Source organism: Campylobacter sp. MIT 12-8780, assembly GCF_006864535.1.
In the GTDB taxonomy this organism is placed as follows: Bacteria; Campylobacterota; Campylobacteria; order Campylobacterales; family Campylobacteraceae; genus Campylobacter_D.
Window position 1 is genome coordinate 47,398 of the sequence record NZ_QHLL01000005.1, and the last position, 24,998, is coordinate 72,395.

Annotated in this window: 25 protein-coding genes and 4 tRNA genes; 24 read left to right on the top strand and 5 right to left on the bottom strand. The window is 35.4% G+C overall.

The window, feature by feature from the left end; translation table 11 throughout:
• The first annotated feature begins 1 nt into the window (after position 1).
• From DMB95_RS05040 to rplS, 9 genes are all read left to right on the top strand, one after another.
• Positions 2-757: a zinc ribbon domain-containing protein gene (locus DMB95_RS05040; protein ID WP_137633140.1), complete on the top strand. Its 756-nt coding sequence runs from the start codon at positions 2-4 to the stop codon at positions 755-757.
• On the top strand, positions 754-1,932 hold the full coding sequence (gene waaA, locus DMB95_RS05045; protein WP_142931181.1) for a lipid IV(A) 3-deoxy-D-manno-octulosonic acid transferase: 1,179 nt from the start codon (positions 754-756) through the stop codon (positions 1,930-1,932). The genes DMB95_RS05040 and waaA overlap by 4 nt, the downstream gene beginning before the upstream one ends.
• On the top strand, positions 1,913-2,665 hold the full coding sequence (locus DMB95_RS05050) for a pseudouridine synthase family protein (RefSeq protein ID WP_142931182.1): 753 nt from the start codon (positions 1,913-1,915) through the stop codon (positions 2,663-2,665). The genes waaA and DMB95_RS05050 overlap by 20 nt, the downstream gene beginning before the upstream one ends.
• Positions 2,666-2,724: 59 nt before the next feature.
• On the top strand, positions 2,725-4,062 hold the full coding sequence (ffh, locus tag DMB95_RS05055) for a signal recognition particle protein (RefSeq protein ID WP_142931183.1): 1,338 nt from the start codon (positions 2,725-2,727) through the stop codon (positions 4,060-4,062).
• A 63-nt stretch (positions 4,063-4,125) separates the two neighbouring features.
• A complete protein-coding gene (rpsP, locus tag DMB95_RS05060) occupies positions 4,126-4,353 on the top strand; it encodes a 30S ribosomal protein S16 (protein ID WP_137633144.1) in 228 nt (75 codons plus the stop codon).
• A gap of 2 nt (positions 4,354-4,355) precedes the next feature.
• The gene (locus tag DMB95_RS05065) at positions 4,356-4,601 is read left to right on the top strand and encodes a KH domain-containing protein (protein ID WP_034902881.1); all 246 of its coding nucleotides are present in this window, start codon (positions 4,356-4,358) and stop codon (positions 4,599-4,601) included.
• A gap of 3 nt (positions 4,602-4,604) precedes the next feature.
• Complete coding sequence (rimM, locus tag DMB95_RS05070) at positions 4,605-5,132, top strand: ribosome maturation factor RimM (RefSeq protein WP_142931184.1); 528 nt, start codon at positions 4,605-4,607, stop codon at positions 5,130-5,132.
• Positions 5,129-5,836, top strand: coding sequence for a tRNA (guanosine(37)-N1)-methyltransferase TrmD (gene trmD / locus DMB95_RS05075; RefSeq protein ID WP_142931185.1), 708 nt, complete (start codon positions 5,129-5,131; stop codon positions 5,834-5,836). Before rimM ends, trmD begins: the two co-directional genes overlap by 4 nt.
• A complete protein-coding gene (rplS, locus tag DMB95_RS05080) occupies positions 5,836-6,192 on the top strand; it encodes a 50S ribosomal protein L19 (protein ID WP_137633148.1) in 357 nt (118 codons plus the stop codon). The genes trmD and rplS overlap by 1 nt, the downstream gene beginning before the upstream one ends.
• Before the next feature lie 107 nt (positions 6,193-6,299).
• Here rplS and rseP read toward each other — a convergent pair whose 3' ends face one another.
• From rseP to DMB95_RS05100, 4 genes are all read right to left on the bottom strand, one after another.
• Complete coding sequence (gene rseP / locus DMB95_RS05085) at positions 6,300-7,409, bottom strand: RIP metalloprotease RseP (protein ID WP_142931186.1); 1,110 nt, start codon at positions 7,407-7,409, stop codon at positions 6,300-6,302.
• Positions 7,406-7,942 (bottom strand): CDP-diacylglycerol--glycerol-3-phosphate 3-phosphatidyltransferase, encoded by a 537-nt coding sequence (gene pgsA / locus DMB95_RS05090; protein ID WP_137633150.1) that lies wholly within the window; start codon positions 7,940-7,942, stop codon positions 7,406-7,408. Before pgsA ends, rseP begins: the two co-directional genes overlap by 4 nt.
• Positions 7,943-8,196: 254 nt before the next feature.
• Positions 8,197-8,619, bottom strand: coding sequence for a GNAT family N-acetyltransferase (locus DMB95_RS05095; protein WP_142931187.1), 423 nt, complete (start codon positions 8,617-8,619; stop codon positions 8,197-8,199).
• A 17-nt stretch (positions 8,620-8,636) separates the two neighbouring features.
• Positions 8,637-9,725 carry a CinA family protein gene (locus DMB95_RS05100; protein WP_142931188.1) on the bottom strand — a complete coding sequence of 363 codons (1,089 nt, stop codon included), beginning with the start codon at positions 9,723-9,725 and terminating at the stop codon, positions 8,637-8,639.
• 100 nt (positions 9,726-9,825) lie between these two features.
• Between DMB95_RS05100 and ileS the strand changes: the two genes are divergently transcribed.
• From ileS to DMB95_RS05155, 11 genes are all read left to right on the top strand, one after another.
• Entirely contained in the window at positions 9,826-12,591 is a 2,766-nt protein-coding gene (gene ileS, locus DMB95_RS05105) for an isoleucine--tRNA ligase (protein WP_142931189.1), read from the top strand.
• Between the two features lie 96 nt (positions 12,592-12,687).
• Positions 12,688-14,049: an Asp-tRNA(Asn)/Glu-tRNA(Gln) amidotransferase subunit GatA gene (gene gatA, locus DMB95_RS05110; protein WP_142931190.1), complete on the top strand. Its 1,362-nt coding sequence runs from the start codon at positions 12,688-12,690 to the stop codon at positions 14,047-14,049.
• A complete protein-coding gene (gene guaB, locus DMB95_RS05115) occupies positions 14,046-15,500 on the top strand; it encodes an IMP dehydrogenase (protein ID WP_142931191.1) in 1,455 nt (484 codons plus the stop codon). The genes gatA and guaB overlap by 4 nt, the downstream gene beginning before the upstream one ends.
• Positions 15,497-15,670 carry an exodeoxyribonuclease VII small subunit gene (xseB, locus tag DMB95_RS05120; protein ID WP_137633156.1) on the top strand — a complete coding sequence of 58 codons (174 nt, stop codon included), beginning with the start codon at positions 15,497-15,499 and terminating at the stop codon, positions 15,668-15,670. The genes guaB and xseB overlap by 4 nt, the downstream gene beginning before the upstream one ends.
• Positions 15,663-16,451 carry a carbon-nitrogen hydrolase family protein gene (locus tag DMB95_RS05125; protein ID WP_142931192.1) on the top strand — a complete coding sequence of 263 codons (789 nt, stop codon included), beginning with the start codon at positions 15,663-15,665 and terminating at the stop codon, positions 16,449-16,451. Before xseB ends, DMB95_RS05125 begins: the two co-directional genes overlap by 8 nt.
• A gap of 12 nt (positions 16,452-16,463) precedes the next feature.
• Positions 16,464-18,296 carry a motility associated factor glycosyltransferase family protein gene (locus tag DMB95_RS05130; protein WP_260604824.1) on the top strand — a complete coding sequence of 611 codons (1,833 nt, stop codon included), beginning with the start codon at positions 16,464-16,466 and terminating at the stop codon, positions 18,294-18,296.
• 113 nt (positions 18,297-18,409) lie between these two features.
• Positions 18,410-19,699, top strand: a complete 1,290-nt coding sequence (gene murC / locus DMB95_RS05135; RefSeq protein ID WP_142931193.1) for a UDP-N-acetylmuramate--L-alanine ligase — start codon at positions 18,410-18,412, stop codon at positions 19,697-19,699.
• A gap of 13 nt (positions 19,700-19,712) precedes the next feature.
• On the top strand, positions 19,713-21,911 hold the full coding sequence (locus DMB95_RS05140) for an endonuclease MutS2 (RefSeq protein ID WP_142931194.1): 2,199 nt from the start codon (positions 19,713-19,715) through the stop codon (positions 21,909-21,911).
• An 86-nt stretch (positions 21,912-21,997) separates the two neighbouring features.
• Entirely contained in the window at positions 21,998-22,393 is a 396-nt protein-coding gene (locus DMB95_RS05145) for a pyridoxamine 5'-phosphate oxidase family protein (RefSeq protein ID WP_142931195.1), read from the top strand.
• Between the two features lie 18 nt (positions 22,394-22,411).
• Positions 22,412-23,113: an SIR2 family NAD-dependent protein deacylase gene (locus DMB95_RS05150; protein WP_137633161.1), complete on the top strand. Its 702-nt coding sequence runs from the start codon at positions 22,412-22,414 to the stop codon at positions 23,111-23,113.
• Entirely contained in the window at positions 23,106-23,717 is a 612-nt protein-coding gene (locus tag DMB95_RS05155; RefSeq protein WP_142931196.1) for a LysE family transporter, read from the top strand. The genes DMB95_RS05150 and DMB95_RS05155 overlap by 8 nt, the downstream gene beginning before the upstream one ends.
• Here DMB95_RS05155 and DMB95_RS05160 read toward each other — a convergent pair.
• Positions 23,707-24,447, bottom strand: coding sequence for a YaaA family protein (locus DMB95_RS05160; protein ID WP_142931197.1), 741 nt, complete (start codon positions 24,445-24,447; stop codon positions 23,707-23,709). The two genes, DMB95_RS05155 and DMB95_RS05160, sit on opposite strands and share 11 nt — an antisense overlap.
• A gap of 92 nt (positions 24,448-24,539) precedes the next feature.
• On the opposite strand from DMB95_RS05160, the gene DMB95_RS05165 reads away from it, so the two are divergent.
• The 4 genes from DMB95_RS05165 to DMB95_RS05180 all read left to right on the top strand — a co-directional run bounded on the left by DMB95_RS05165 (position 24,540) and on the right by DMB95_RS05180 (position 24,995).
• Positions 24,540-24,615: transfer RNA gene (locus DMB95_RS05165), tRNA-Thr, on the top strand.
• A gap of 45 nt (positions 24,616-24,660) precedes the next feature.
• Positions 24,661-24,746 (top strand) — tRNA-Tyr (locus DMB95_RS05170).
• A gap of 7 nt (positions 24,747-24,753) precedes the next feature.
• Positions 24,754-24,830, top strand: a tRNA-Gly gene (locus DMB95_RS05175).
• A gap of 90 nt (positions 24,831-24,920) precedes the next feature.
• A tRNA-Thr gene (locus DMB95_RS05180) sits at positions 24,921-24,995 on the top strand.
• Positions 24,996-24,998: the final 3 nt, after the last annotated feature.

A 24,998-nucleotide genomic window follows, 5' to 3' on the forward strand; every position in this document is an offset into this window, starting at 1 on the left:
GATGAATAAATACCTAGAGCAACTTGTAGCCTTATCGCAAGTGGATAAAGAACTTGACGAGTTTGAACCTAAGATCACGCAAGCAAATAAAATCTTAAAAGACACTCATCTTAAAATAGCCAAATTTGATGAAGATTGCCTAAAGCTTGATGAAGAGATTAAAACTATAAAACTTGAACAAAATCAAAACAATCTCCATATAACAGAGTTTTCAGAACGTCTTAAAGATATCAGCAAAAAATCAGCCAGTATTAAAACTGAAAAAGAACTCAACGCTTTAAAAATCGAAGAAGACATAGTCAAAGAGCAACTTGATGCTGCAAATGATGATATAATCAAACTTGATAAAATTTTAGAGTCTAAAGAAAGCCTTAAACAAGAGCTTCAAGAACAAATTAAAAAAGAACAAGCCTTACTTGTGGATATTAATGCTGAAGTAGCAAGCAAAATGAAAGAGCTTGAAAAAGAACGAAACCTCATTTATGAAAAGAAAAGCAAGCTCACAAGCACAATGAATCAAAAAATTCTCAGCTTTTATGAAAAAATTCGCAAATGGGCAAAAAACTCAGCCGTTGTGCCGGTAAAAAAGCAAGCTTGTTATGGTTGCTTTATGAAAATTTATGATAAGACTTACTTAGCCGTGCAAAAAGGCGAAGAAATCGTTACCTGCCCGCATTGTGGTCGTATTTTATACAAGGATGAAAGCCCAGAAAAAAGCGAAAAAAATCAAAAAGAAGTAGCTGAAAGCTTGAGTTGATCTTATTTTATTATGCTTTACTTTGCTTGATTTATGCCTTTTGTGCCTTACCTTTGCTGGTATTGAGTTTTTGTAAAGAAAAATACAAGCAAAGCTTTAAGGCGCGATTTTTTTTATACAAAAATCTTCATCAAGATGAAGCTAGCGTGCATTTTCATGCTTGTTCTTTTGGAGAAGTTAAAAGCATTAAAGAACTTGCCATAAATTTTGATTCTCGTATCACAACCATCACTCAAACAGGTTTTGAAGAAGCACAAAGCTTTTGCAAAAAGCTTAATTATCTTGCCTTTGAAATTTTTATCCCTTTTTGGCTTAAGCCTTGTAAGGTTTTAGTGATTTTTGAGGCTGAACTTTGGCTTATGCTTGTGTGTATTGCAAAATTAAAAGGAGCAAAAATCATACTTATAAACGCAAGAATTTCAGAGCCTTCTTTTGCAAAATACCAAAAATTTACCTTTTTTTATAAAAAAATCTTTTCATACATCGATGAGGTTTTTGCTCAAAGTAAGGCTGATAAAGTAAGACTTGAAAGCTTGGGCGCAAAAAATGTACATGAGTTTTTCAATATCAAAGCCGCTTTAAAGCCACAGCTTAGCAAAAACTATGAAAAGCAAGATAATAAAAAGCTTATTTTATTTGCTAGCACGCACGAAGGCGAAGAAGAACTTTTGCTTCAAAATCTTAAGCTAGAAGAAGATGAGATACTTTGCCTAGCCCCGCGTCATCCAGAACGTTTTGATAAGGTTAAAGAGCTTTTAAAGGAGTATGCTTTAAGGCATAATTTAAGTTTTGCTTGTTTAAGCGAGCTTAAAAACTCATACATTCAAAGTGATGTTTTGCTTATTGATACCTTAGGCGAGCTTGTTAATTTTTATGCAATCTGTGATATAAGCGTGCTTTGTGGTTCCTTTCTCAAAGGTATAGGCGGACACAATCCTATAGAAATCGCTCATTTTCAAAAAATTCTCATCTCAGGCACGCATATACACAATCAAATTCCCCTTTATAAGCATATTGAAAATGTGTATTTTTGTGAAGATCCTAAGGACTTAAATACGCTCATTCATTCAAAATTAAACCCAAGCAAGATCAAAGATGAACTTAGCCTTGAACCCATCATCTCAAGCATACAAGCCAATATAAAAGAAGGTATTCATGCAAGAAAAAGCCTATAAACTCCTTGCCCTGCAAGAAAAAATTTCAAACAATCACGCCAAAGAACTCATAGACAGCGGACTTGTTTTTGTGGGTAATAAAAAACTTAGCATTGCAAGAGAACTTTTGCCCTTAAAAAGTAAATTTAAAATCATACAAGCTACAAAAGCAAAACTTATCTTTGAAGATGATAAAATCATCGCCTTAAATAAGCCCTTTGCCTTAGTGAGTGAGAGTTTAGAAAAAGAATATAAGGCTAAGCTTTTAAACCGCCTTGATAAAGAAACAAGTGGAGTGATTTTGTTGTGCAAAGATGAGGATTTTCGTCAAAAAGCTATACAAGAATACAAAAAACAAAGGGTAAAAAAAGAGTATATTGCTATACTTGAGGGCATTTTAGCTCAAGAATTAGAAGTTAATGAGCCTATTTTAACCCTTAAAAATAAGCAAGGTGCTTTAAGCAAGATTAGCAAAGATGGGCTTAGTGCTACTAGTATTTTTACGCCTTTAATGCTAAGTGCTAAAAAAACCCTTACTAGAGTGCAAATTCTTACAGGCAGAACGCACCAGATAAGACTTCATGCTGCTTTTATCAAACACGGCGTTGTGGGTGATGAAAAATACGCGCATTCAAAAGCAGCTCGTATGTATTTGCATAGCTATAAAATAGCTATTTTTGACTATGAGTTTAAGGCTGATTTAGACAAGAGCTTTGGGGCTTTTGATTTTGATTTAAAAAATTTTGCTTTTTAAAGGCATTTAAAGCATTTTTTTTATACAATAAGCATTTTAAATTAAACTGAGGTAGAATTTTGTTTGAGATAATTAGTGATTCTTTTAAAACTGCTGTGAGTAAATTGCGTTTTGTTGATGATGAAAAAGCCTTAAAAAACGCTCTTGAAAGCCTTAAAAAGAGCCTTTTAAAAGCTGATGTGCATCATAAAGTCGTCAAAGAACTTTTGCTTTTAATCGAAAATGACTTAAAAACACATGGCATAGGACAAAATCAATTTTTAAAAGCCATTAAAAGCAATCTTGAAAAAATTCTTAGCCTCACTGGTAAAAAACAAGGCTTTGTTTTTGCTCCAAATCCCCCAACCATAGTCTTAATGACAGGCTTACAAGGTGGTGGTAAAACTACAAGCACAGCAAAACTTGCCCATTATCTTAAACTTCGCCATAAAAAAGTCCTAATCGCAGCTTGTGATTTACAACGTTTGGCTGCTGTTGAGCAGCTCAAACAGCTTTGTGAGGCAAATGATTTTGATCTATTTTATATAGAAGATGAAAGCAATGCCTTAAAAGTAGCCCAACAAGCCTTAAAAAAGGCGCAAAGTGCAAATTATGATGTCTTGCTTGTGGATACGGCAGGACGTTTAGCCATAGATGAAGCCTTGATGAAAGAGCTAAAAGATATTAAAGCAGCTTTAAATCCTGATGAGATTTTTTATGTGGCTGATGCTATGAGTGGGCAAGATGGGGTTAAAACGGCGATGAGCTTTAATGAAGCTTTAAGCTTAAGCGGTGTGATCTTATCTAAATTTGATGCAGATACTAAGGGTGGGGTTGCTTTGGGTATTGCACATCAAAGCGGAGTGCCTTTAAGATTTGTTGGTGTTGGCGAAAAAGTAGCTGATTTAGAGCTTTTTATCCCTGATCGTATAGTTGGACGTATCATGGGAGAGGGCGATTTAGCAAGCTTGGCTGAAAAAACAGCGGCTGTGATCGATGAAAAAGAAGCAAAAAAGCTCAATCAAAAGATCAAAAAAGGCGAGTTTAATTTTAATGATTTCTTAGAACAGCTTCAAAGTATCAATAAACTCGGCAGTATGAAGTCTTTACTTGGCATGATACCGGGTATGAGTTCTATGGCAAATGCTGTAAAAGACCTTGATCTTGAAAACTCAAGCCAAATGCTTCATATGAAGGCTATGATTAGCTCAATGACTCCAAAAGAAAGGCAAAATCCTAGCTTGCTTAATAATGCTAGAAAACGTAGGATAGCTGCTGGAGCAGGGCTTTCTCAAATGGAAGTAAATCGCTATATCAAGCAGTTTGAAAATGCTGCAAAAATGGCAAAAAAATTCTCAGGCAAAGGCGGTATGCAAAATTTAATGCAGATGATGAATCAAAGCAGAGCTAAATTTTAAGCTTTATTTATAGGCACCTTGGTGCTTATGAGTAAATTTTAAATTTTTTAAGGAGAACAAACAATGACAGTGATTAGACTTACAAGAATGGGACGTAAAAAAAGACCATTTTATCGTATAGTAGTAACTGACAGCCGCAAACGTCGTGATGGTAGCTGGATAGAAAGTATAGGGTATTATAATCCTATGGTAGAACCAGAAGTGATTAAATTTGATGCTGAACGTTTAGCGTATTGGAAAAGCGTTGGTGCAAAGCTTAGCGATAAAGTGGCTTCTATTACAAGCAAATAATCATGGTTGAAGATTTTTTAAGAGAATACGCAAAGCTCATCGCTGATTATCCAGAAAAGATCAGCACCCAGCGTTTAAATTTAGATGAAAACTTTGCTGAGATCATTATCTATGCGGATAAAGTTGATACAGGCAAACTGATCGGCAAAAATGGTAAGATGATTAATGCGATTAAAACCGTGATTTCAGCGTGCAAAAGCAAGGATTTGACAAGCTATAAAGTCAGCGTAAAAAGCCTTGATGAATGATTTATGGATAATAAAGTTCTTGTAGCAAAACTCGGTAGAAGCGTTGGGCTTAAGGGCTTTGTAAAGCTTCATAATCTCAGCGATTTTATACAGCAGTTTAAAAAAGGGGCAAGCTTTTTGGATAGAAAAAACAAAAAGCTCGTCATTAAAGAATTTGATCAGCAAAACCAGCTTGTCCTCTTTGAAGGCTTTGAAAGTCTTGAGCTTGCTAAATCCCTCACAAACGAGCTTTTATATCAAAGCCTTACACATACCCGTCAAACTTGCAAGCTTGAGAAAGATGAGTATTTTTATTTTGACATTATTGCTTGTATGGTATTTGAAGAGGAGTTAAAACTCGGTGAAGTTGTAGATATACTTGAAACTTCAGCTTCATATCTTTTTTTAATTAAAACTGATGAAGAGCTTGTCAAGCAAGGCTTTGCAAAAGAATTTTATGTGCCTTATGCAGATAAATATATCCAAAAAGTTGAGCTTGAAAATAAGATGATCTTTACTCACAACGCTTTTGAGTTATTAAAAAGCTTATGAAATTTAGTTTTATCACCCTTTTTCCAGAGCTTATACAGCCTTACTTTAAGGACTCTATACTTGCAAGAGCCGAGCAAAAGGAGCTTTTGGAGTTTGAGTTTTATAATCCAAGGGATTTTAGCACCGATAAGCATAAAAAGGTAGATGGTTATAAAATCGGCGGAGGAGCAGGGCTTTTGCTTCAAACCCAGCCCTTGTTTGACTGCCTTTATAGTATGCAAGAAAAGGACTTTAATACGCATTTTATATTTTTAAATCCTTGCGGAAAAGTTTTTAAGCAAAAAGACGCTAGACGTTTGGCTCATAAAAAACATATTTGTTTTGTGTGTGGGCGTTATGAGGGCATTGATGAAAGAGTAAGTGAAGAATTTGCAAATGAAATTTTTAGTATAGGTGATTTTGTGCTTACGGGTGGAGAGCTTGGTGCTTTAGTGCTTTGTGATGCCATAAGTCGCAATATAAAAGGTGTGCTTGGCAATAGCTTAAGCCTTGATGAAGAAAGCTTTGAAAATGATTTACTTGAAGCCCCTTCTTTTAGCAAGCCTTTCATTTTTGAAAAAAATAATAAAAAATTTCTCACTCCTTCAGCCTTTTTAAAGGGAAATCACGCTAAAATTGCAAGCTTAAAAGAAAAACTAGCGTTGTGTAAAACAAGCTTTTTCAATCCAAGCTTATACCAAAAACGCAAGATTAAGGACAAATGATGAAAAATAAATACATACAGCAGTTTGAAGATGCTCAAATCAAAGAAAAAAAAGTCCCAGACTTCCGTGCAGGCGATACGCTCAAGCTTGCTATTCGCATCAAAGAAGGCGATAAGTCAAGAATTCAAAACTTTGAAGGACTTTGCATAGCTCGTAGGGGCAATGGCACAGGTGAAACCTTTATCGTTCGTAAAATGGGTGCAAATAATATAGGCGTTGAAAGAATTTTTCCTATTTATAGTGAAAGCTTAGAGAGCATAAGCGTGCTTAGAAGAGGACGCGTTCGCCGTGCAAGACTTTTCTATCTTAGAGATAGACGCGGTAAAGCTGCTCGTATCAAAGAGCTTAAAAAATAATTTTTTAAAGGCTTACTCACAGCAAAAAGCTTCCTTGCTGTGAGTTTAAATTTCTTCTTTTTTCTTACTTGATTTTATCACTTGCTTTGCTTTAAAAAATAAGAAGTTTATTGTTTTAAAACTAATCTTGCTATATCATTATAAGTTGCAAAAATCATCACACTTAAAAGTAAGGCTAAGCCACCATAACTAAGATACTCAAAGGCTTTAGTTGGAACCTTTCTTCTAAAAATAAGCTCGTATATATTAAATACTATATGTCCGCCATCAAGCATAGGTATAGGCAAGAGATTAAGTATGCCAAGATTAATGGAGATAAGAGCTGTGATGAGAAAAAGGCTTACAAGGCTGTGTTGTGAGGCTTTGGAAGTAAAATCAACCATAGTAATCACCCCACCTAAATTCTTAGCATCAAGTTCGCCAACGATAAGCTTAACTAATCCTTTAATGATAAGCATGCTAGCTTCTACACTTTCTTCGTATGCGTATAAAAAGGCATTAAAGCCTGTATAGTAAAAAGTTTTACTCTCATTGCTCGGTGCTATACCAATGAGTGGCTTTTGCACAATCTGCAAAAACTCATTATAGCCTTCTGCAACTTCAGGCATAAGTGAGATATTAAGTCTTTCATTAGCTCTTTGCACAAGTAAATTTAAGCGTTCATTTTTAATCTCTTTTCTAAGCTCATCAAAGCTAAAAACTTCTTTATTATTGACGCTTATTATGGTATCTCCTACCATCAAGCCAGCTTTTTGTGCGGCTGAGTTTTGAGCTATAAAACCTATAGTTGGAGCAAGTTTGCTTACCCCTAAATGTGCGATGGCAAGATAAAGCAAAAAGGCTAGGATAAGATTAAAAAATGGACCAGCAAAGAGTATATAAATTTTTTGTAAGGGTTTTAAGACGCTGTAGCTGTCCTTTTCAAACACTTCTTTACCAGGCTTTAAATCATCTTGTCCCTTAAGCTTGACATAGCCACCAAGAGGTAAGGCGCTTAAGCGATATGCTGTGCCTTTAAATTCTTTTTCAAGCAGGGCTTTGCCAAAACCTATGCTAAAGACTTCAACCTTGACTTTTAAGGATTTTGCAGCTAAAAAATGCCCCAATTCATGAAAAAAGATTAAAAAAGAAATCACAAGCAAGGTTACAAAAAAGCTTGCAGAGTAAAAATACACCCCAAGTATGATAATGGCAAGTAAAAACAATAAAGATTTCATTTATCTGCCCTTTGCTTGTGCTTAAGATAAACAAGGATATATTCTAAGCCAGAGTATAAAGTCAAGATCAAAGCAAGATAAAGCAAAGCTTCGCCAAAAATCCATTCCATCATCAAAAAAATCACCGCTATCATTTGAAAAGCAGTTTTAAGTTTGCCAGCAAATGAAGCGCTAATGTCTATATTTTCAGCCTGCATAACCACGCGAAAACCAGTGATGAAAAACTCACGCACTAAGATAAGATACACCACCCAAGCATTAGCTCTATCAAGAAGCAAAAGCCCTAAAAAAGCAGCAAGCAAAAGCATTTTATCAGCTAAAGGATCAAGTATGGCTCCTAGTTTTGTCTTTTGTCCCCACGCCCTTGCAATATATCCATCAAAAAAGTCAGTAAGAGCAGCTACGCCAAAAATCAATGTTGCAAAATAATTTATCCAGCTTGAATGTAAGCTTTGAAATTTAAAAGTAAGCACAAAAAAAAGTAAAGGTGCAAGTAATATACGAAATAAAGCAAGTATATTTGGCAAATTCATCAACAAAACCTTAAATTTTTAGCCCAATCATAACGAAAAAAACTCAATTAGGAGTTAATAAAAGCCTATATTTATTGTCTATAAGAATAAATTTGTGCTAAAATTTTGTCCGCTTATATGGATTTTTAAAGCAAATGAAAAGGAATATATAGTGCAATTTAACACAGAAAATGTTAAATATTTCCCAACTTTTGAGATGGAGTTTAATCAAATATAAATTTATTCTTTCTTAAAAAATCTTTTCAAGATTGATTTTATAGACCTTTCTTAAATACAAAGCCTGTTTTTTCAAAAGCCATTTTTTCTTCATAAAAGTTATGTGCTTCTTTTCTAAAAAAACTTGAGCTTAGCTCTAGTTCTTTATAGCCTTGAGCCTTTGCCCAGCTTTCAAGCTCTTTAAGGCATCTTGCTCCAACGCCCTTGCCCCTTAAGCGCTCATCAACCACAAAATCGCAAATATAAAGACAAGATTCATGATAAAGCACATTAAAAGGCATAACCCCACAAAGTGCGATAAATTCATCTTTTTCATCTTTAAATGCAAAAAGTTTATAATGCTGGGTTTTAAAAGCAAGTGCAGCTTTATCTAAAAATTCAGCTAAAGTAAGGCTTGGGCGAAGTTGTTTTATCAGCTTAAAGGCTTTTTCTAAGTCATTTTTTTCTTTAAGTTCTTGCATTGTATTTTTCCTTAAATTTAAACAAAAATTTCAGGCTTAAGTCTCATCATCAAGCAAAACGCAGCCAAGCAAGCTTGCTCTCTGATGAAATTTCTATTACCTTTAAAATCAAGCATTTCTTGCAAAAAAGTGCCATCTTTATACATCGCCCCTATAAACACCCTACCACTTTTGCAAGTTGGTTCATCAGCCTCGCCAGCCACCCCGCTGATAGCTAAAGCAAAATCGCACCCACTTGTTTTAAAAGTGCCTTTAAGCATAAAATATACACAACGTTCGCTATACTCGCCCCCATCTTCAAGCACACTTTGGCTAATGCCAAGCCATTCGTGTTTTAAGCGGTTTGAATAGGTGATTAAAGAGCCTTCAAAAAGGGCAGAAACGCCATCAATTTTTGCTAAATTTGCTGCACAAAGTCCAGCTGTGCAAGATTCTGCGAAAGAAATTTTAAGATTTTTTTCTTTGAGCGTTTGCGCGATGTATTCAAGGGGATTGTTGCCAAACATCATTTTTGCACCAAAAAGGTTTTTGCATGCTATAAAAAAGCTTTCAAGTTTGGCGTGTTCTATATTGCTTGCTTTGATGAGTATGAGATTTTCTAAAATGCTTGTAGTTTGTATGCTTGTGTCATAGGATTTTGTTAAGGTTTCAAGCAAGAGCCTTGCACTTTCTTCGTCTATATCTTTAAGCATAAAAAAGTCAAATTCATCTTCAAGCTCGTGAAGTATGGCAGGAAGTTTTTGCTGTAGTTCTGTTTTAATGCAATTGACTTTTGATCTTTCAAAAGTGCTGATAAAGCTATGTTGATCAAAGGTTAAAGTTTTTGAAGGCACTAAAATATCATCTTTTAAAACAAGCAAATCTTCATTTAAAGTGGCTAAAATCTTTGCGAGGATAACATAATTTGTTTGATTTGAAAAGATAGTGATATAGTTAAATTCTTTGATCCAGTTCTCAAGCAAAAAAGGCAAATCTTTACTTGCTTTGGTAAGAATTTTAAGCTCATTGAGCTCTTTGAATTTTTTTTCATATTCTTCACAAATATAAGCGATAAAATTTTTATGCAAGTGTAAATCTTCACCTATAATTAAAAGCAAATGTCTCATTTTTTTCCTTATTTTTTTGAAATTATAGCTAATTTAAAGTCAAATTTAAAGCATTTTTAAGTAAAATTGTAGCTTATATTTAAGTTGTTTAAGGAAAATTATGGATTATAAAGATACTTTGCTTTTGCCAAATACGAGTTTTGCTATGCGTGCAAACCTTCCAGAAAATGAGCCAAAGGCTTTTCAAAGGTGGTTTGAAAACAATTATGCGTATGAAAAAATGAAAAAAAAGCGAGAAAAAGCAAGCAAAAGTTTTACGCTTCATGATGGTCCTCCTTATGCAAATGGCTACATTCACATAGGACATGCCTTAAATAAAATCCTTAAAGAAACTATCATTAAAACACATTATTTTAATGGCGAAAAAGTGCGTTTTACACCGGGGTGGGATTGTCATGGTTTGCCTATAGAACAGCAAGTTGAGCTGAATTTAAAAGAAAAAAAACAAAGTGCAAATACTCAAGAAATCCGCACGTTTTGCCGTGAGCATGCAAATAAATTTATCGCTTTGCAAAAAGAAGGTTTTAAAGAACTTGGTGTGATTGCAGACTGGGATAAGCCTTATTTGACTATGGATTTTGCTTTTGAGGCAAATATTTATCGTGCGCTTTGCAAGGTGCTTGAAAAAGGGCTTTTACTTGAAAGAAGCAAGCCTGTATTTTGGAGCTGGGCAGCTCAATCAGCCTTAGCTGAAGCTGAGGTGGAATATGAAGATAAAGAGGATTACTCACTTTTTGTAGCCTTTGATTTAGATGAAAAAGCTTGTGAAAAGCTTGGAGTAAAAGAAGCAAAGGCTGTGATTTGGACAACTACGCCTTGGACTTTGGTAGCAAATGTAGCTATAGCCTTAAATCCAGATGAAGAATACGTACTTACAAGTGAAAATTTAATCTTTGCAAAGCCTTTGCTTAAAAGTATGGTAGAAAAGGGCTTAACTAAAGCTCAAGTGCAAAAAAGTTTTAAAGCTAGTGAGCTTGAGTATCTTGAGGCTATCAATCCTTTAAATTCAAGAAAATCCTTACTCATATTAGGCGATCATGTCTTAATGGACGGAGGAACTGGGCTTGTGCATACAGCTCCAGGACATGGTGAAGATGATTATCATGTGGGGTTAAAATACAAGCTTGAAGTGCTTATGCCTGTTGATGATAAGGGACTTTATGATGAAACTTTAAGAACAAAAGCACTTTTACCACAAGATAAACTTGATGAGTTTATCGGACTTCATATCTTTAAGGCAAATGAAAAGATTATAGAGTTGCTTGGCTCAAGTGTGTTATCTTGTTCTAAATTCATACACTCTTATCCATTTTGCTGGAGGACGCACAAACCTGTGATTTATAGGGCGACAAAGCAATGGTTTGTTGTAATGGATGAAAAAAAACTTAGCCAAAAAAGCCTAAGAGAGCTCGCCTTAAAAGAGCTTGAAAAGATCAAATTTTATCCACAAAGTGGGATTAAACGCATAGGTTCTATGGTGCAAAATCGCCCTGATTGGTGTATCTCAAGGCAAAGAGCTTGGGGAACACCAATAGCTTTTTTAAGAGATAAAAAAACAAAAGAAGTGCTTTTAGACTTTGCTTTATATGAGCATATAGCAAAGATTTTTGAGCAAAAAGGAGCTGATGCGTGGTGGAATTTGAGCATAGCTGAACTTTTACCGCCAAACTCAAGCTATGAGGCTAAAGACTTAGAAAAGGTTGAAGATATACTTGATGTGTGGTTTGATAGTGGTTCTACCTTTGAGGCTGTGCTTAAAAGCGGACTTTATGATGCAGGTGAATTTCCAGCAAGTATGTATTTAGAGGGTAGCGATCAGCACAGAGGTTGGTTTCAAAGCTCGCTTTTAATCTCTTCAATCATCAATGAAAAAGCCCCTTATAAAAGTGTTTTAACGCATGGTTTTACCATAGATGAAAAGGGTCAAAAGATGAGTAAGTCTAAGGGCAATGTCATCGATCCAAAAATGGTTGCAAAGACTTATGGAGTAGAGGTTTTAAGGCTGTGGATTTTTTTAAGTGATTATTCAAGTGATTTAAAAATTTCAGAAAATATACTCAAACAAGTTGCCGAACAATATAGAAAAATCCGCAATACCCTGCGTTTTTTACTCGCAAATACCAACGATCTTGAATTCTTAGAAACACAAAATTTTAGCCTCATTGATAAGTGGATATTAAGCAAAGCAAGCAAGGTTTTTGCAAGTACAAAGGCTTTGTTTGATGCTTATGAATTTGCTAAAGCTTATGGACTTTTGATGAATTTTCTTATCGCCGATTTAAGTGGAATTTATCTTGATATTTGCAAGGATAGATTGTATTGTGATGCAAAAAACTCGCCTAAAAGACAAAGTGCGCAAAGTGCTATGGCTTTGATAGCAAAAGAGCTTTTAATCCTACTAGCTCCTACCTTAACTTACAGCGTTGATGAGGCTTTAGAGCATGCAAATACGCTTATAAAAGGCAGTGCAAAAGATGTATTTGATCTTTGTTTTGATGGGGGTTTGGAGTATGATTTTAAGATAGAAGATGAATTATTGTTGAGTGCTAGAGCGAAATTTTTAGAACAAATTGACACTCTTAAAAAAGATAAAATCATCAAATCAACCTTAGAACTCAGCCTGCAAAGCACAGCAAATGAGCTTTTAAGCCATGATATAAGTGAGATTGAGGACTTTTTTATGGTGAGCGAGGTGCAAAGCTTTGATCAAAGTGAAGCTTTGGCTGAATTTAGTGTAGGAGATCATCAATTTAAAATCATTAAAGCAAGTAAGCACAAATGCCCAAGATGTTGGAAATTTCACGCTAAAAGTGAAAATGAACCTTGCTCAAGATGTGCTAAGGTTTTAAAGGCGATGAATGTTTAGTCAAGAAGTGCCAACAAGTCTTATCATCACAACGATAATTGTCGTTTTTGCCCTAGCTGGGCTTTTTTTTGTTTTAATTAAGAAAAAGGATAAAAAATGCTGAGTTTAAAAGAGGCTTTAAAGCTCTCAAAAAATGAGCTTGATGAGCTAAGAAAAGAGCTTAATGAAAGAGCTAAAAAAGAAGCAAAAATAGGTGCTTATGTCGAGCAGTTTTTAGGAAAAGATTTAAGTCAAAGTGGGGATGGCGTGCCTATAGCGATAAAGGACAATATCAGCGTAAAAGACTGGGAGCTTACTTGTGCAAGCAAGATTTTACAAGGTTATGTTGCGCCTTATGATGCTACGGCTATAGTAAATTTAAAGAAAAATGGCTTTGCACCTTATGGCAGGACAAATATGGACGAATTTGCTATGGGAAGCACCACAGCAACTTCCTTTTATGGCAAAACCTTAAATCCTCTTGATCCTACAAGGGTGCCGGGCGGCTCAAGTGGAGGCAGTGCCGCAGCAGTTGCAGCAAACCTAGCTTTAGCAAGCTTAGGTTCTGATACGGGCGGTTCTGTGCGTCAGCCAGCAGCTTTTTGTGGTTGTGTGGGTTTTAAGCCAAGTTATGGCAGGGTAAGTAGGTATGGACTTAGTGCCTACTCATCAAGCCTTGATCAAATCGGTGTTTTGACAAGAAGCGTTGAGGACGCTGCTTTTCTTTATGATGCTATAGCTGGAGCTGATGAAAAAGACAGCACCAGCTTAAATGAGCCTTTTGAGCTAACTGCACCAAAGCTAAATTCCAAAGCAAAAGCCAAAATCGCTGTGATACAAAATTATATAGATGAATGCACTCCAGAGGTAAAAAGTGCTTTATTAGCAAGTCTTGATAAGCTTAAAAGCGAAGGCTTTGAGCTTGAGTTTCACTCCTTGCAAGATTCTAAATTTGATATAGCAGCATATTATATCATCGCTACGGCTGAAGCAAGTGCGAATTTAAGCCGCTATGATGGGGTGCGTTATGGAAGAAGGGCTGAAAATTTAAGCAATCTTAAGGATTTATATATAAAAAGCAGAAGCGAGGGCTTTGGTGATGAGGTTAAAAGACGTATAATGCTAGGGTGTTTTGTGCTTAGTAGTGGGTATTATGATGCCTATTATATCAAGGCTCAAAAAGCAAGGGCATTGATTAAACAAAAATACGACGAGCTTTTAAAAGGAGCTGATCTTATCTTTATGCCTGTTACTCCAAGCACAGCCTTTGAGTTTAACAGCCAAAAAAGCCCTATGCAAGTGTATTTAGAAGATATTTTTACTATTTCTGTAAATTTAGCTGGTTTGGCTGGAATTTCTGTGCCTATAGCTAAGGATAAGGACGGGCTTAATATCTCAGCTCAGCTTATTTCAAATGATGAATTAAAGCTTTTAAACTCAGCCCTTAGCCTTGAAAATTTAGTAAAGGAAAACAAATGAAGATCATCAAACGCGCTTTAACCTTTGAAGATGTGCTTTTAGTGCCTCAGTATTCTGAAATTTTACCTAAAGAAGTAAGGGTAGAAACTCGTTTAAGTAAAAACTTAAAGCTTAATATCCCTATCATCTCAGCAGCCATGGACACAGTTACAGAACACAGAGCTGCTATTACTATGGCAAGGCTTGGTGGAGTAGGCATAATCCACAAAAATATGGATACAGCAAGCCAAGCAAGAGAAGTCAAACGAGTGAAAAAAAGTGAAAGCGGAGTTATCATCGATCCTATTTTCATCAGCCCAAAAGCAAGCGTAAAAGATGCCCTTGATCTTATGGCAGAGTATAGAATTTCAGGCGTTCCAGTTGTTGATGAAGAAAAAGTTCTCATAGGCATTTTAACAAATCGCGATTTGCGTTTTGAAGGCAGGCTTGATAACTTGGTTGAAAATGTCATGACAAAAGCACCTTTAATCACGGCTTTAAAAGGCTGCACCCTTGATGATGCAGAAAAGATTTTTAGCACAAACAAGGTAGAAAAACTCCCAATCGTCGATGAAAAAGGACGACTTGAGGGCTTAATTACCATTAAAGATTTAAAAAAACGCAAAGAATACCCAAATTCAAACAAAGATGAGTTTGGAAGGCTTTTAGTTGGTGCTGCTGTTGGAGTAGGACAGCTTGAAAGGGTGCAAGCTCTTGTTGAAGCTGGGGTTGATATCATTGTGCTTGATAGCGCACACGGGCATTCAAAGGGTATTATTGATACAGCAAAGGCTATAAAAAAGACCTTTCCTAAGCTTGAGCTCATCGCTGGTAATGTCGCTACAGCAAAAGCCACAAAGGCTCTTTGTGAGGCTGGGGTTGATGGGGTTAAGGTAGGCATAGGACCAGGAAGCATTTGCACTACACGTATAGTTTCAGGTGTAGGCGTGCCTCAAATTTCAGCCATAGAAGAATGTGCCTTAGAGGCGAGTAAATTTGGTGTTCCAGTGATAGCTGATGGAGGTATTAAATACTCAGGCGATATAGCAAAGGCTCTTGCAGCAGGAGCAAGCTCAGTGATGATAGGCTCACTTTTAGCTGGCACTGATGAAAGTCCGGGCGAGCTTTTTACCTTTCAAGGCAGGCAGTATAAGACTTATAGAGGCATGGGAAGCTTAGCAGCTATGCAAAAGGGAAGCTCAGATCGCTATTTTCAAGAAGGAACAGCCAGTGAAAAGCTCGTGCCAGAAGGCATAGAAGGACGTGTACCTTATATAGGCAACATCAAAAGTGTGCTTCATCAGCTTGTAGGTGGTTTAAGATCGGCTATGGGTTATGTTGGAGCAAGGGATATACTTGATTTTCAAGAAAAGGCTGAATTTGTAGAAATCACTTCAGCTGGACTTAAAGAAAGCCATGTGCATGATGTCATCATCACTCAAGAAGCCCCAAATTATAAGGTCAATCAATGAGCTTTGAAGAGAATTTAAACAAGGCAAACAAAGCCCTAGAAGAGCTTAACAAAGATGAATTAAGTCTTGATGAAAGTGTAAAAATTTACAAACAAGGCTTAGAATTTATCAAAAATGCAAGAGAACTTTTAGAAAAAGCCAAGCTTGAGATAAAGGAAATTGATGAGTAAAATAGCTGCACTTCAGCTAGCGACTTTGCCTTTAAGCGAGATGAGGCTTGATTATTATCTTAAAGCTTCAAAACAAAGTGGAGCAAATCTTGTCGTGCTTGGCGAATATGTGCTAAACAGCTTTTTTACCGAGCTTTTAACCATGCCTAAAAATATGATTAAAGAACAAAGCGAGGCAAAAAAAGAAAGCCTCGTGCGTTTAGCAAAAAAGTATGAACTCAGTATCATCGCGCCTTTTATCGAGGTGCAAAGTAAAGCTTATAAAAAAGTGTGTTTAAAGGTAACTTCAAATGGCGAAATTTCAAGCTACGAACAGCAAATTCTTATGCCTTATACGCATTGGAATGAAGAGAAATTCTTTAGCAACAAAAGCACGAACTTAAAACTTTTTCATTTTGATTATGAGGGTATAAAATGCGCCTTACTTTTTGGCTTTGAGGCTCATTTTGACGCCTTTTGGGCTTTGATTAGAGCTAAAAAAATCGATCTAGTGATACTCCCAAGTGCTTGCACTTTTAAAAGTCAGCAAAGATGGCTAGAACTTCTTAAAACAAGGGCTTTTTTAAACTCAGTAGCTATTTTAAGAGTAAACCGCATAGGACAACTTAAAAATGATGAAGATTGGCTTTTTTATGGTGATAGTTTGTATATAAATGCTTTTGGCGAGCTTGAAGATAGACTAAAATCTGATGAAGAAATGCTTATCATAGAGCCTGTAAAGGCTGATGAGGCGCGTAAAATTTGGGGCTTTGATAGACTAGCTAAAAAGCATAAGGCTTAAAAAAGGTTAGATTTGAATTTAAATGCCGAAATTTTAAATAAAAATATTGCAGCGCTTATCTCAGGCACAAATGAGCCACTTGCTCGCAAGCTTTTAGATTTTTTGAAAAGCAAAAGTTTTACTCGCTTTAGTTTAAGTGAGGATTTTAATATCTATGACAAAAGCAATCAAACTTTTATGTATGAAAATTTAGAAAATGAGCTAGAGCATTTTTATACACATATACTTGCTTCAAGTCCTCGTTATCCTTTTATCTGTCTTTATGGTATAGCTAATGCTTTTCTTGTGAAAAAGCTTGCAAGGCATTATAAGCATATCTTTGTTTTTGAAAGCGAGCTTGAGCTTTTTGCTTTGGCTTTATCAAGCGTTGATCTAAGCTTGGAGCTAACAAGTGGAAAGGTTTATCTCATCGATAGCTTAGAAGAAAAGGTAGCAACGCAACTTTTGATTTTGTTTGATCAAAAAGATATGTTTGAATACCTTCTTTTATATGAACTTTTTATAAACAATGCCTATTATAGTCGTTTTTATGAGCAAGAGCTTAAAAACATCAATGAATTTATCCTAGAACATATTCAAATCGTTATTCGCAATCTTAATCTTAACTCCAAGCTTCCTTTGTTGAATTATCAGAATTTTCTTAGCAATACACCCGCAATGCTTCAAAGCATTCCTTTTCAAAAATTACTCAGTCAAAGAAAGGGTAAATTTGACACAGCCATTGTCGTTTCAGCAGGTCCTAGTTTAAACAAACAGCTTGAGCTTTTGGCTATGGTGCAAGAAAAGGCTGTGATTTTTTGTGCAGATGGAAGCTTAAATACGCTTTTAGCGTGCAAAATCAAACCAGATTATGTGACAAATTTAGATTATAGCGATCATGCTTTGAAATTTTTTCAATGCACCTTACCTTCAAAAACAATCAACGCCATTTCTGCTTCAACTCATCCTAATATGCTTGCAAAACTTGAAAACAAATGCGTGATCTTAAAAACCACTCCTATATATGAGCGTTTTGGCTTGAGTGAATTTGGATATTTAGATGTTGGCACCCAAGTTTCTCATTTTTCTTATGTGCTTGCTTTAGAACTTGGTTTTAAAACTATTATTATGCTAGGACAAGATTTAGCTTTTGATGAGGCTGGAAATTCACACGCTAAAGGTTTTGCTTACGGACAAAGCTTTGAAGCTGAAGAAGAATTTACAAAGCTTAAAGTTTTAGCTTATGGCGGTAAGGGCGAGGTTTTGACGCATTATACTTGGTATGATTATAAGATAAAACTTGAGTTTCTTTTTTCTTGTAATGCTTTAAAGGCTAAATTTTACAATGCTACAGAAGGTGGAGCAAGGATAGCTTTTACTGAGGAGCTTAGTTTTAAAGAGTGCTGCGAGCGTTTTTTGAGTAAAGAAAAGCCAGAATTTGAAGTCCCTAAAAGTTTGCCAGAAAACAAAAGTAAAAAGCTTTTGCTTAAATTTAAAGAAAAATTACAAAAAGATCAAAAAACTTGCGAACTTTTCTTAAATGATAGCACAAGTTTATATCAGGCTTTAGACAATATCTTAAACTCAAACAAAGATTTGCCTCTTGAGTTCTTGCAAAGCGTAAAAGCAAGTATAGAAAAGCTTAATTTTAGTTTAGATACTAGTGATTTTTGTCAAGATGGTATGCTTAGGGCAGTGTTTTTTCAAAGAGGAAGACTTATAAGCAAGGTTTTAAATTCAAAAATTCAAGATGAAAAATTATATTTGTTTCATTTTGTGTGTGCTTATAAAGAATGGCTCGAGCTTTTTATACAAGCCTTAGATGAAAGAAAAAAAGCCATTGAAGAAGCTTTGTTTGAAAGATAATTATAATTACAAATTTATAATTCATTTTTTGTGTATAACATATCAAAGTTTTTATTTTTTGCCCTAAAATTAAGCAAAAAAAGTGTAGAATTAGCTTTTTAAATTGAAGGTTTATCATGCAAAAAATTCATTTTATCGGTATTGGTGGCATTGGCATTTCTGCTCTTGCTCGTTTTTTAAAAGAAAAAGGTTTTAGTATTAGCGGGAGTGATTTGCAAGCTTCTAAGATCACTACTGAACTTGAAAATGAAGGCGTGATAATCAGCATTCCTCATCATAAAGATAATGTCTTAGGCAAGGACTTAGTCATTTACTCAGCTGCCATTAAAGAAGAAAATCCAGAGCTTAAAGAAGCTAGAGCCAAAGGCATAAAATGCCTTTCACGCAAAGAGGCTTTACCTCTTATCTTGCAAGATAAAAAGGTTTTTGCTGTGGCTGGAGCACATGGAAAAAGCACTACTTCAAGTATATTAGCCTCGCTTTTAGATGAAAGCTCAGTCATCATAGGAGCGATTTTAAAGGAATTTAACTCAAATATGATCTATAAAGAAAACGAAAAGCTTATCTTTGAAGCTGATGAATCAGATAGTTCTTTTCTAAACTCAAATCCTTATTTAGCCTTAGTAACAAATGCAGAAGCTGAGCATTTAGAGCATTATAATGATGATATTTCTAAGCTTCATCTAGCCTATAAAGACTTTTTAATGAGTGCACAATTAAGAGTGATTAATGCTGAAGATGAGTTTTTAAGCACGCTAAAATGCGAAGCAACAAGGCTTTATCCAAGTAAGGATATAAAAAATATCAGCATGACTTTAGAAAATTTTAAGCCCTATGTAAGCTTTGAGCTTAAGAACCTTGGTGAGTTTAAAGTGCAGGGCATGGGCGAGCATTTAGCCCTTGATGCGTCTTTAGCTATACTGGCTACTCAACCTTTTAAAGAGCCTGAGCAAATTAGAGCGAAGTTAAAAAATTATCAAGGTATCAAAAAACGTTTTGATATACTTTTAGCCAATGAAAAATGTGCGATTATTGATGATTATGGACACCATCCAACCGAGATAAAAGCCACTTTAAAAGCAGCCTTTGAGTATGCTAAGCTTGCAGGATATTCAAAAATCACAGCCATTTTTCAGCCTCATCGCTATACTCGTTTAGCTTTAAATTTACAAGGCTTTAAAGAAGCTTTTAAAGGCGTTGATGAGCTATTAATCTTGCCTGTATATGCAGCTGGAGAAAGCAAGATAGAGCTCAATTTACAAGCTGTTTTTGAGAAAGCACTTTTTATAAATGATATTAAACGTATAGGAAATTCTTTGGTTGATGATAGTGGTAGAGTTTTTGATACTGGACTTATTATAGGCTTTGGGGCTGGAGATATTAGTCAAAAACTTAGGCTTTGATTAAGGGTGGTTTGTGTTAGAAAAGCTTGTCGTTCAACTTGATTTAAATGAGTATTTACAATCCTTTGAAAAGCTTTTTGCGCGTAAAAAAAGCTTTATTTTACAAGGTGATTCTAGCCTTCATTTTAAACGCATTAATGAGCTTTGCGAGCTTGAGTTTAAGCCAGCCCCAAACCTTAAAAACCTTGATATAGCTTTAACTCACTTAAGCAAGCAAGGGGTATTGCATTTAGAAGAAATTTTTGAATTTGTTAAAATCATCTCATATTTTATATATCTTAAAAAACTTGAATTTAAGCCAAATTTAGGCTCTTGGCTTGATAAGATCATTATCCCAAACGCATTTGAAAGCTTGCTTGAAAGCTTTACGCAAAAAGGCGAGTTAAAAACTGATCTTGATGAAAGGCTGATTAATCTTGAAAATGTCTTAAAGCTTAAAAAAGAAAGCATACAAAATGAGTTTAAAAAGCTTATTTATTCAAAGTCCTTAAGCCCTTATCTTATCGATACGCAAATTCATCTTATCAGCCAAAGTGAAGCCTTGCTTGTAAGAGGGGGCTTTACGCACGCTATAAAGGCAAAGATAGTAGCTAGAAGCAGTAGTGGAGGCTTTTATATCCTGCCTTTAAGCGTTGAAAATTTGCAAAATGATATGGCAAAAATTCAAAATGAAAAAGAAATGATTTATTATGAATATGCTAAAAATTTCTCCTTGCTTTTGCATAAGAATTTAGCCTTTTTAAAATTTATTAATTCAGCCTTTGATCTTTTTGATCATTATAGCGCAAGGGCGCTTTTTGCTAAGGCAAAAGATTATGAATTTGTCTTAGCAAATGGAAGTAATGAAATCGTGCTTAAAGACTTTGCCCACCCAGCGCTTAAAAATCCAAAAAGCATAAGTTTAGACTTTAGCAAACAAGTCTTAATCATCACAGGGGTAAATGCTGGAGGAAAATCCATGCTTTTAAAAAGCTTGCTTGCAGCAGCCTTTTTAGCCAAATACTTACTGCCGATGAAAATCAATGCAAGCTCAAGCAAAATAGGCTCTTTTAAGCATATACAAGCCATACTTGAAGACCCGCAAAATGTCAAAAACGATATCTCAACCTTTGCGGGCAGAATGCTTGCTTTTTCAAAGCTTTTAGGACAAAAAGACTTACTTTTAGGCGTTGATGAGATAGAACTTGGCACGGATTTTGAAGAAGCAGCGAGTTTATATAGTGTTTTGATTCAAAAGCTTATGAGCCAAAATCAAAAAATCATCATCACTACGCATCACAAAAGACTTGCTATGCTACTAGCAAAGAATGAAGCTGTCGAGCTTCTTGCAGCTTTATATGATGAAGAGGCTTCGCGTCCAAAATATGAGTTTTTAAAAGGCACCATTGGTAAATCTTATGCCTTTGAAACAGCCCTTCGTTATGGCATAAGTGAAAACTTAGTTGCCAAAGCAAAGCAAATTTATGGTGAGGATAAGGGCGATCTTGAGGAATTGGTTAATAAAAATATCAAGCTTGAACTTGAGCTTAAAACGCAGTTAAAAAGCCTTGAAAATAAAGAGCAAAAAGTCGGTACAATTTTACACTCCTTAAAAGAGCAAAAAGAGCGTCAAGAAGAGCGTTTTAAAGAGCAAAGTAGTAGGCTTGAAAGGCAGTATTATGAAGCTATAAAGCAGGCTAAAGCGACTTTAGAATTTAAAGAGCTTAAAGACAGACAAAGAAGCATAAATAAAGCCAATGAGCTTAAAAAAAATATCATCTTGCCTCAAAAACAAGAGACTAAAGACTTTAAAGTCAATGATTTTGTAAAATATGAAAAAATCAAAGGAAAAATCAAAGCCTTAAAAAAAGATGAAGCCTTGATAGAATGTGAAGGTTTAAATTTGAGAGTGCCTTTAAGCTTGCTTAAAAAAAGTGGAGAATTGCCAAAAGCTACTCAAAAAGCAAATATTAAGGTTGATAGAGTGCAAAATTTAAGTCCAAGCTTAGATTTACACGGCTTAAGAAGTGAAGAAGCCATAGAAAAGCTTGATAAATACCTCTCAGATGCTTTAATAGTAGGCTTTGATGAGGTGCTAATATATCATGGCATAGGCACAGGAAAGCTTGCCTTTGCGGTAAAAGAGTTTTTAAAGACGCATAAAAGTGTGAAAGAATTTAGCGACGCACCTTTAAATCAAGGTGGTTTTGGAGCAAAGCTAGTGAGGCTTTAATTTCTCTTAAGATAAGTTTTGTTTAAGCTTTATTTTTATAATGAAAGTGTAAAAATATAAAAAATTATTTTAAAAAAGGAGAAAAAATGACAAAAGAAATTTTGGATTTGCTTGATAAAAGTGTTGGCTTTATTGCGACAAAAGGAACTTGTGGTAATCCACGCGTGCGTCCTTTTCAATCGCCTTTGTTTTATGAGGGCAAGCTATATTACTGCACTAGCTATAAAAAGAATTTTTATAAGCATACTCAGGCTCATTCAGGCGTGGAGTTAAGTGCGTATGATGGCAATTCTTGGGTAAGAATTAGAGGCGAGGCTGTATTTGAGGAGAACTTAGCTGTGAAAAAAGCTATGTTTGAAAAATACCCAAGCCTAAAAGAACTTTACCAAAGCCCAGAAAATAAAGATTTTGCAGTATTTTATTTTAAAAATCCAAGCATTAAAATTCAAGATTTTAATGGTAGAGATGAGATTGTTAAATAAAAACACAAAGGCAAGGTGATGAAAAAAGTGCTGATTTTAAGTGGGGCTGGACTTAGTGCTGAAAGTGGGTTAAAAACTTTTAGAGAAAGCAATGGACTTTGGGAAGAGCATGATGTAATGGAGGTTTGTTCAGCAAGTGGCTTTCGCAAAAATCCTAAAAAAGTGCGTGAATTTTATGATGAAAGAAGAGCTCAGCTTGAAAAAGTGAAGCCAAATCATGCCCATGAGATGATCGCAAAGCTTAAGGCTGAATTTAAAGATCAGATTTTTGTGATTACGCAAAATGTTGATGATTTGCTTGAAAGGGCAGGGTGCAAGGATGTGATCCATTTGCATGGTTTTTTACCAGAGCTTTATTGTGCGAGTTGTGGGACACATTTTAACATAGCTTATAAAAAGCAAGAAAGCACAACTTGTCCTAAGTGCAAGCAACCTTTTTTGCGTCATAATATCGTTATGTTTGAAGAGCCAGCTCCGCAGTATCAAACCTTGTATGAGGCTTTAAGCCAGAGTGGGCTTTTTGTGTGTATAGGTACGAGTGGTTATGTGCTGCCTGTTGGACATTTTGCGAGCATGTGTGAACATAGCATACTTAATAACCTTGATGCTGATCCTGCTTTAGATTCGTGCTTTGATAAGGTTTATACTCAAAAAGCAAGCACGGCAATTGATCAAATCGCTCTTGATATACGAAATTATCTCGGAGGAAATTATGTTTGAAGCCTTTGTGCAAGGAGCTTTACTTGGATTTGGTGTAGCTGTGCCTTTTGGTCCTTTAAACATCTTGATTTTAACTTATGCCCTAAAGTCCTTAAAAAACTCTTTAGCTGTAGGTTTTGGGGCGATGAGCGCGGATATTTTGTATCTTGTTTTACTTCTCTTTGGGGTGCTTACTTTTTTAGATAATGGAGTTTTTAAGCAAATTCTGGCAATTGGAGGCTTTGTTTTTTTAACTTATATGGCTTTAATGATGTTAAGAACAAAAACAAAAGATTTAAATTTAAATGAAAAAGACGCAAAAGTTATACAAGAAAATGTGTTTAAAAGCTTTATCAAGGGTTTTAGTTTAAATCTCTTAAACCCTTTCGTTATCGCCTTTTGGCTTAGCGTATCTTTGCTTTTTTCACATAATGAGTATCATGAGTTTATGCTTTTGGGCTTGTTTGTGGCGATTTTGCTCTGGGTGTGTAGTTTAAGCTTTTTGGTTGCTAAATTTTCAAAGTTTTTTAGCCATAAAGTTATTTTTTATATCAATGTCATCTCAGCTTTTATCATCGAATATTTTGCTTTAAGTTTGCTTTATAAAGCCTTTGTTAGTCTTTGATCTCAAGCACGATTTCTTGCCTTAAACCTTGTTTTTTGATCTCTTTAACGCTAAGCTTATGAGGTAAGTGAGTGAGCAAATCTTGATTACTTTTGCACTCAAAGCAAGCAAGTATGCGAAGCAAAGTCCCACGATATGCTTTTGCAAAATGACTAACGACTTTGTTATTTTTTAAGAATTTATAACTTGTATAAGTTTGCTTTAAGGTATAAAATTTCTCATAAAAACCAGCTCTAAGATCGATGATTTCTTCATTTTGTAAAAACTCATCTAAGGCTTTACTGAAGTGCGTTTTATAAAATTTAGCTGTGTCAAATTCTTTGATTTTAGCCCCTTGCTTGAGCTTATAAAGTGGTAAATGATCTTTTGCTTGAACGACGCCAAAAAGATTTGAGAAAATAAGCGTATTTTCATATACATAATTTTGAGCTTTTTCATCCAAGCTTTCAAAATCAAGATAATCATACGCCACGCCTTTATAACGTTTGATCGCTTCGCAGGTTTTTAGCTTTAAAAGATCATTTTGCAAATTTTGCACTTCTTTTTCGCTTTTAAGTTCGAAAAAATCCTGAAGTTCATTTATTGACGCATATTTAACGAAGTCATTGTAAAGTTTGATAACTTCAAGTCTTTTATCAAAAAGTTCTGCAAAGATAAACGAGCTTTTGTTTATAGGTGCAAGATAGGCTAGCTCGCTCTTACTTTCGCTTGGAGAAAAAAGTATTTTCATTTGTTGTAGCCTTAAAAAAATTTTTAGATTATTATAGCCTAATTAGTCTTGACAAAAAAGAAATTTTAGTCTATAATTTCAGTTTATTTTTCGCTGGTTTAGCTCAGTTGGTAGAGCAGCTGCCTTGTAAGCAGCAGGTCGGGGGTTCAAGTCCCTTAACCAGCTCCATTGTTTTTTAGCAGTGTTTGACCAGAAATGAGAGGCAAATTCTAAGGTGAGTTACTCAAGTGGCCAACGAGGGCAGACTGTAAATCTGCTGGCTTTCGCCTTCCGTGGTTCGAATCCACGACTCACCACCATTGCTTTGCGGGAGTAGCTCAGTTGGCTAGAGCATCAGCCTTCCAAGCTGAGGGTCGCGGGTTCGAGCCCCGTTTCCCGCTCCACTAAATTTAGGATAAACTGGGAGCTGTATTTTTTTCTCGCAGTCCTTCTTAAATTTATTTTGTTGTCTGTAGTATATAATTTTTCTGAGCGCTCGTATGGCTCAGAGGTAGAGCACTCCCTTGGTAAGGGAGAGGTCGCGGGTTCAATTCCCGCTATGAGCTCCATTG

Coding starts and splice junctions, on each gene's coding strand:
- DMB95_RS05040 (WP_137633140.1), top strand. CDS start 2: ATGAATAAATACCTAGAGCAACTTGTAGCCTTATCGCAAGTGGATAAA.
- DMB95_RS05050 (WP_142931182.1), top strand. CDS start 1,913: ATGCAAGAAAAAGCCTATAAACTCCTTGCCCTGCAAGAAAAAATTTCA.
- rpsP (WP_137633144.1), top strand. CDS start 4,126: ATGACAGTGATTAGACTTACAAGAATGGGACGTAAAAAAAGACCATTT.
- DMB95_RS05065 (WP_034902881.1), top strand. CDS start 4,356: ATGGTTGAAGATTTTTTAAGAGAATACGCAAAGCTCATCGCTGATTAT.
- rimM (WP_142931184.1), top strand. CDS start 4,605: ATGGATAATAAAGTTCTTGTAGCAAAACTCGGTAGAAGCGTTGGGCTT.
- trmD (WP_142931185.1), top strand. CDS start 5,129: ATGAAATTTAGTTTTATCACCCTTTTTCCAGAGCTTATACAGCCTTAC.
- rplS (WP_137633148.1), top strand. CDS start 5,836: ATGAAAAATAAATACATACAGCAGTTTGAAGATGCTCAAATCAAAGAA.
- rseP (WP_142931186.1), bottom strand. CDS start 7,409: ATGAAATCTTTATTGTTTTTACTTGCCATTATCATACTTGGGGTGTAT.
- pgsA (WP_137633150.1), bottom strand. CDS start 7,942: ATGAATTTGCCAAATATACTTGCTTTATTTCGTATATTACTTGCACCT.
- DMB95_RS05095 (WP_142931187.1), bottom strand. CDS start 8,619: ATGCAAGAACTTAAAGAAAAAAATGACTTAGAAAAAGCCTTTAAGCTG.
- DMB95_RS05100 (WP_142931188.1), bottom strand. CDS start 9,725: ATGAGACATTTGCTTTTAATTATAGGTGAAGATTTACACTTGCATAAA.
- ileS (WP_142931189.1), top strand. CDS start 9,826: ATGGATTATAAAGATACTTTGCTTTTGCCAAATACGAGTTTTGCTATG.
- gatA (WP_142931190.1), top strand. CDS start 12,688: ATGCTGAGTTTAAAAGAGGCTTTAAAGCTCTCAAAAAATGAGCTTGAT.
- guaB (WP_142931191.1), top strand. CDS start 14,046: ATGAAGATCATCAAACGCGCTTTAACCTTTGAAGATGTGCTTTTAGTG.
- xseB (WP_137633156.1), top strand. CDS start 15,497: ATGAGCTTTGAAGAGAATTTAAACAAGGCAAACAAAGCCCTAGAAGAG.
- DMB95_RS05125 (WP_142931192.1), top strand. CDS start 15,663: ATGAGTAAAATAGCTGCACTTCAGCTAGCGACTTTGCCTTTAAGCGAG.
- DMB95_RS05145 (WP_142931195.1), top strand. CDS start 21,998: ATGACAAAAGAAATTTTGGATTTGCTTGATAAAAGTGTTGGCTTTATT.
- DMB95_RS05150 (WP_137633161.1), top strand. CDS start 22,412: ATGAAAAAAGTGCTGATTTTAAGTGGGGCTGGACTTAGTGCTGAAAGT.
- DMB95_RS05155 (WP_142931196.1), top strand. CDS start 23,106: ATGTTTGAAGCCTTTGTGCAAGGAGCTTTACTTGGATTTGGTGTAGCT.
- DMB95_RS05160 (WP_142931197.1), bottom strand. CDS start 24,447: ATGAAAATACTTTTTTCTCCAAGCGAAAGTAAGAGCGAGCTAGCCTAT.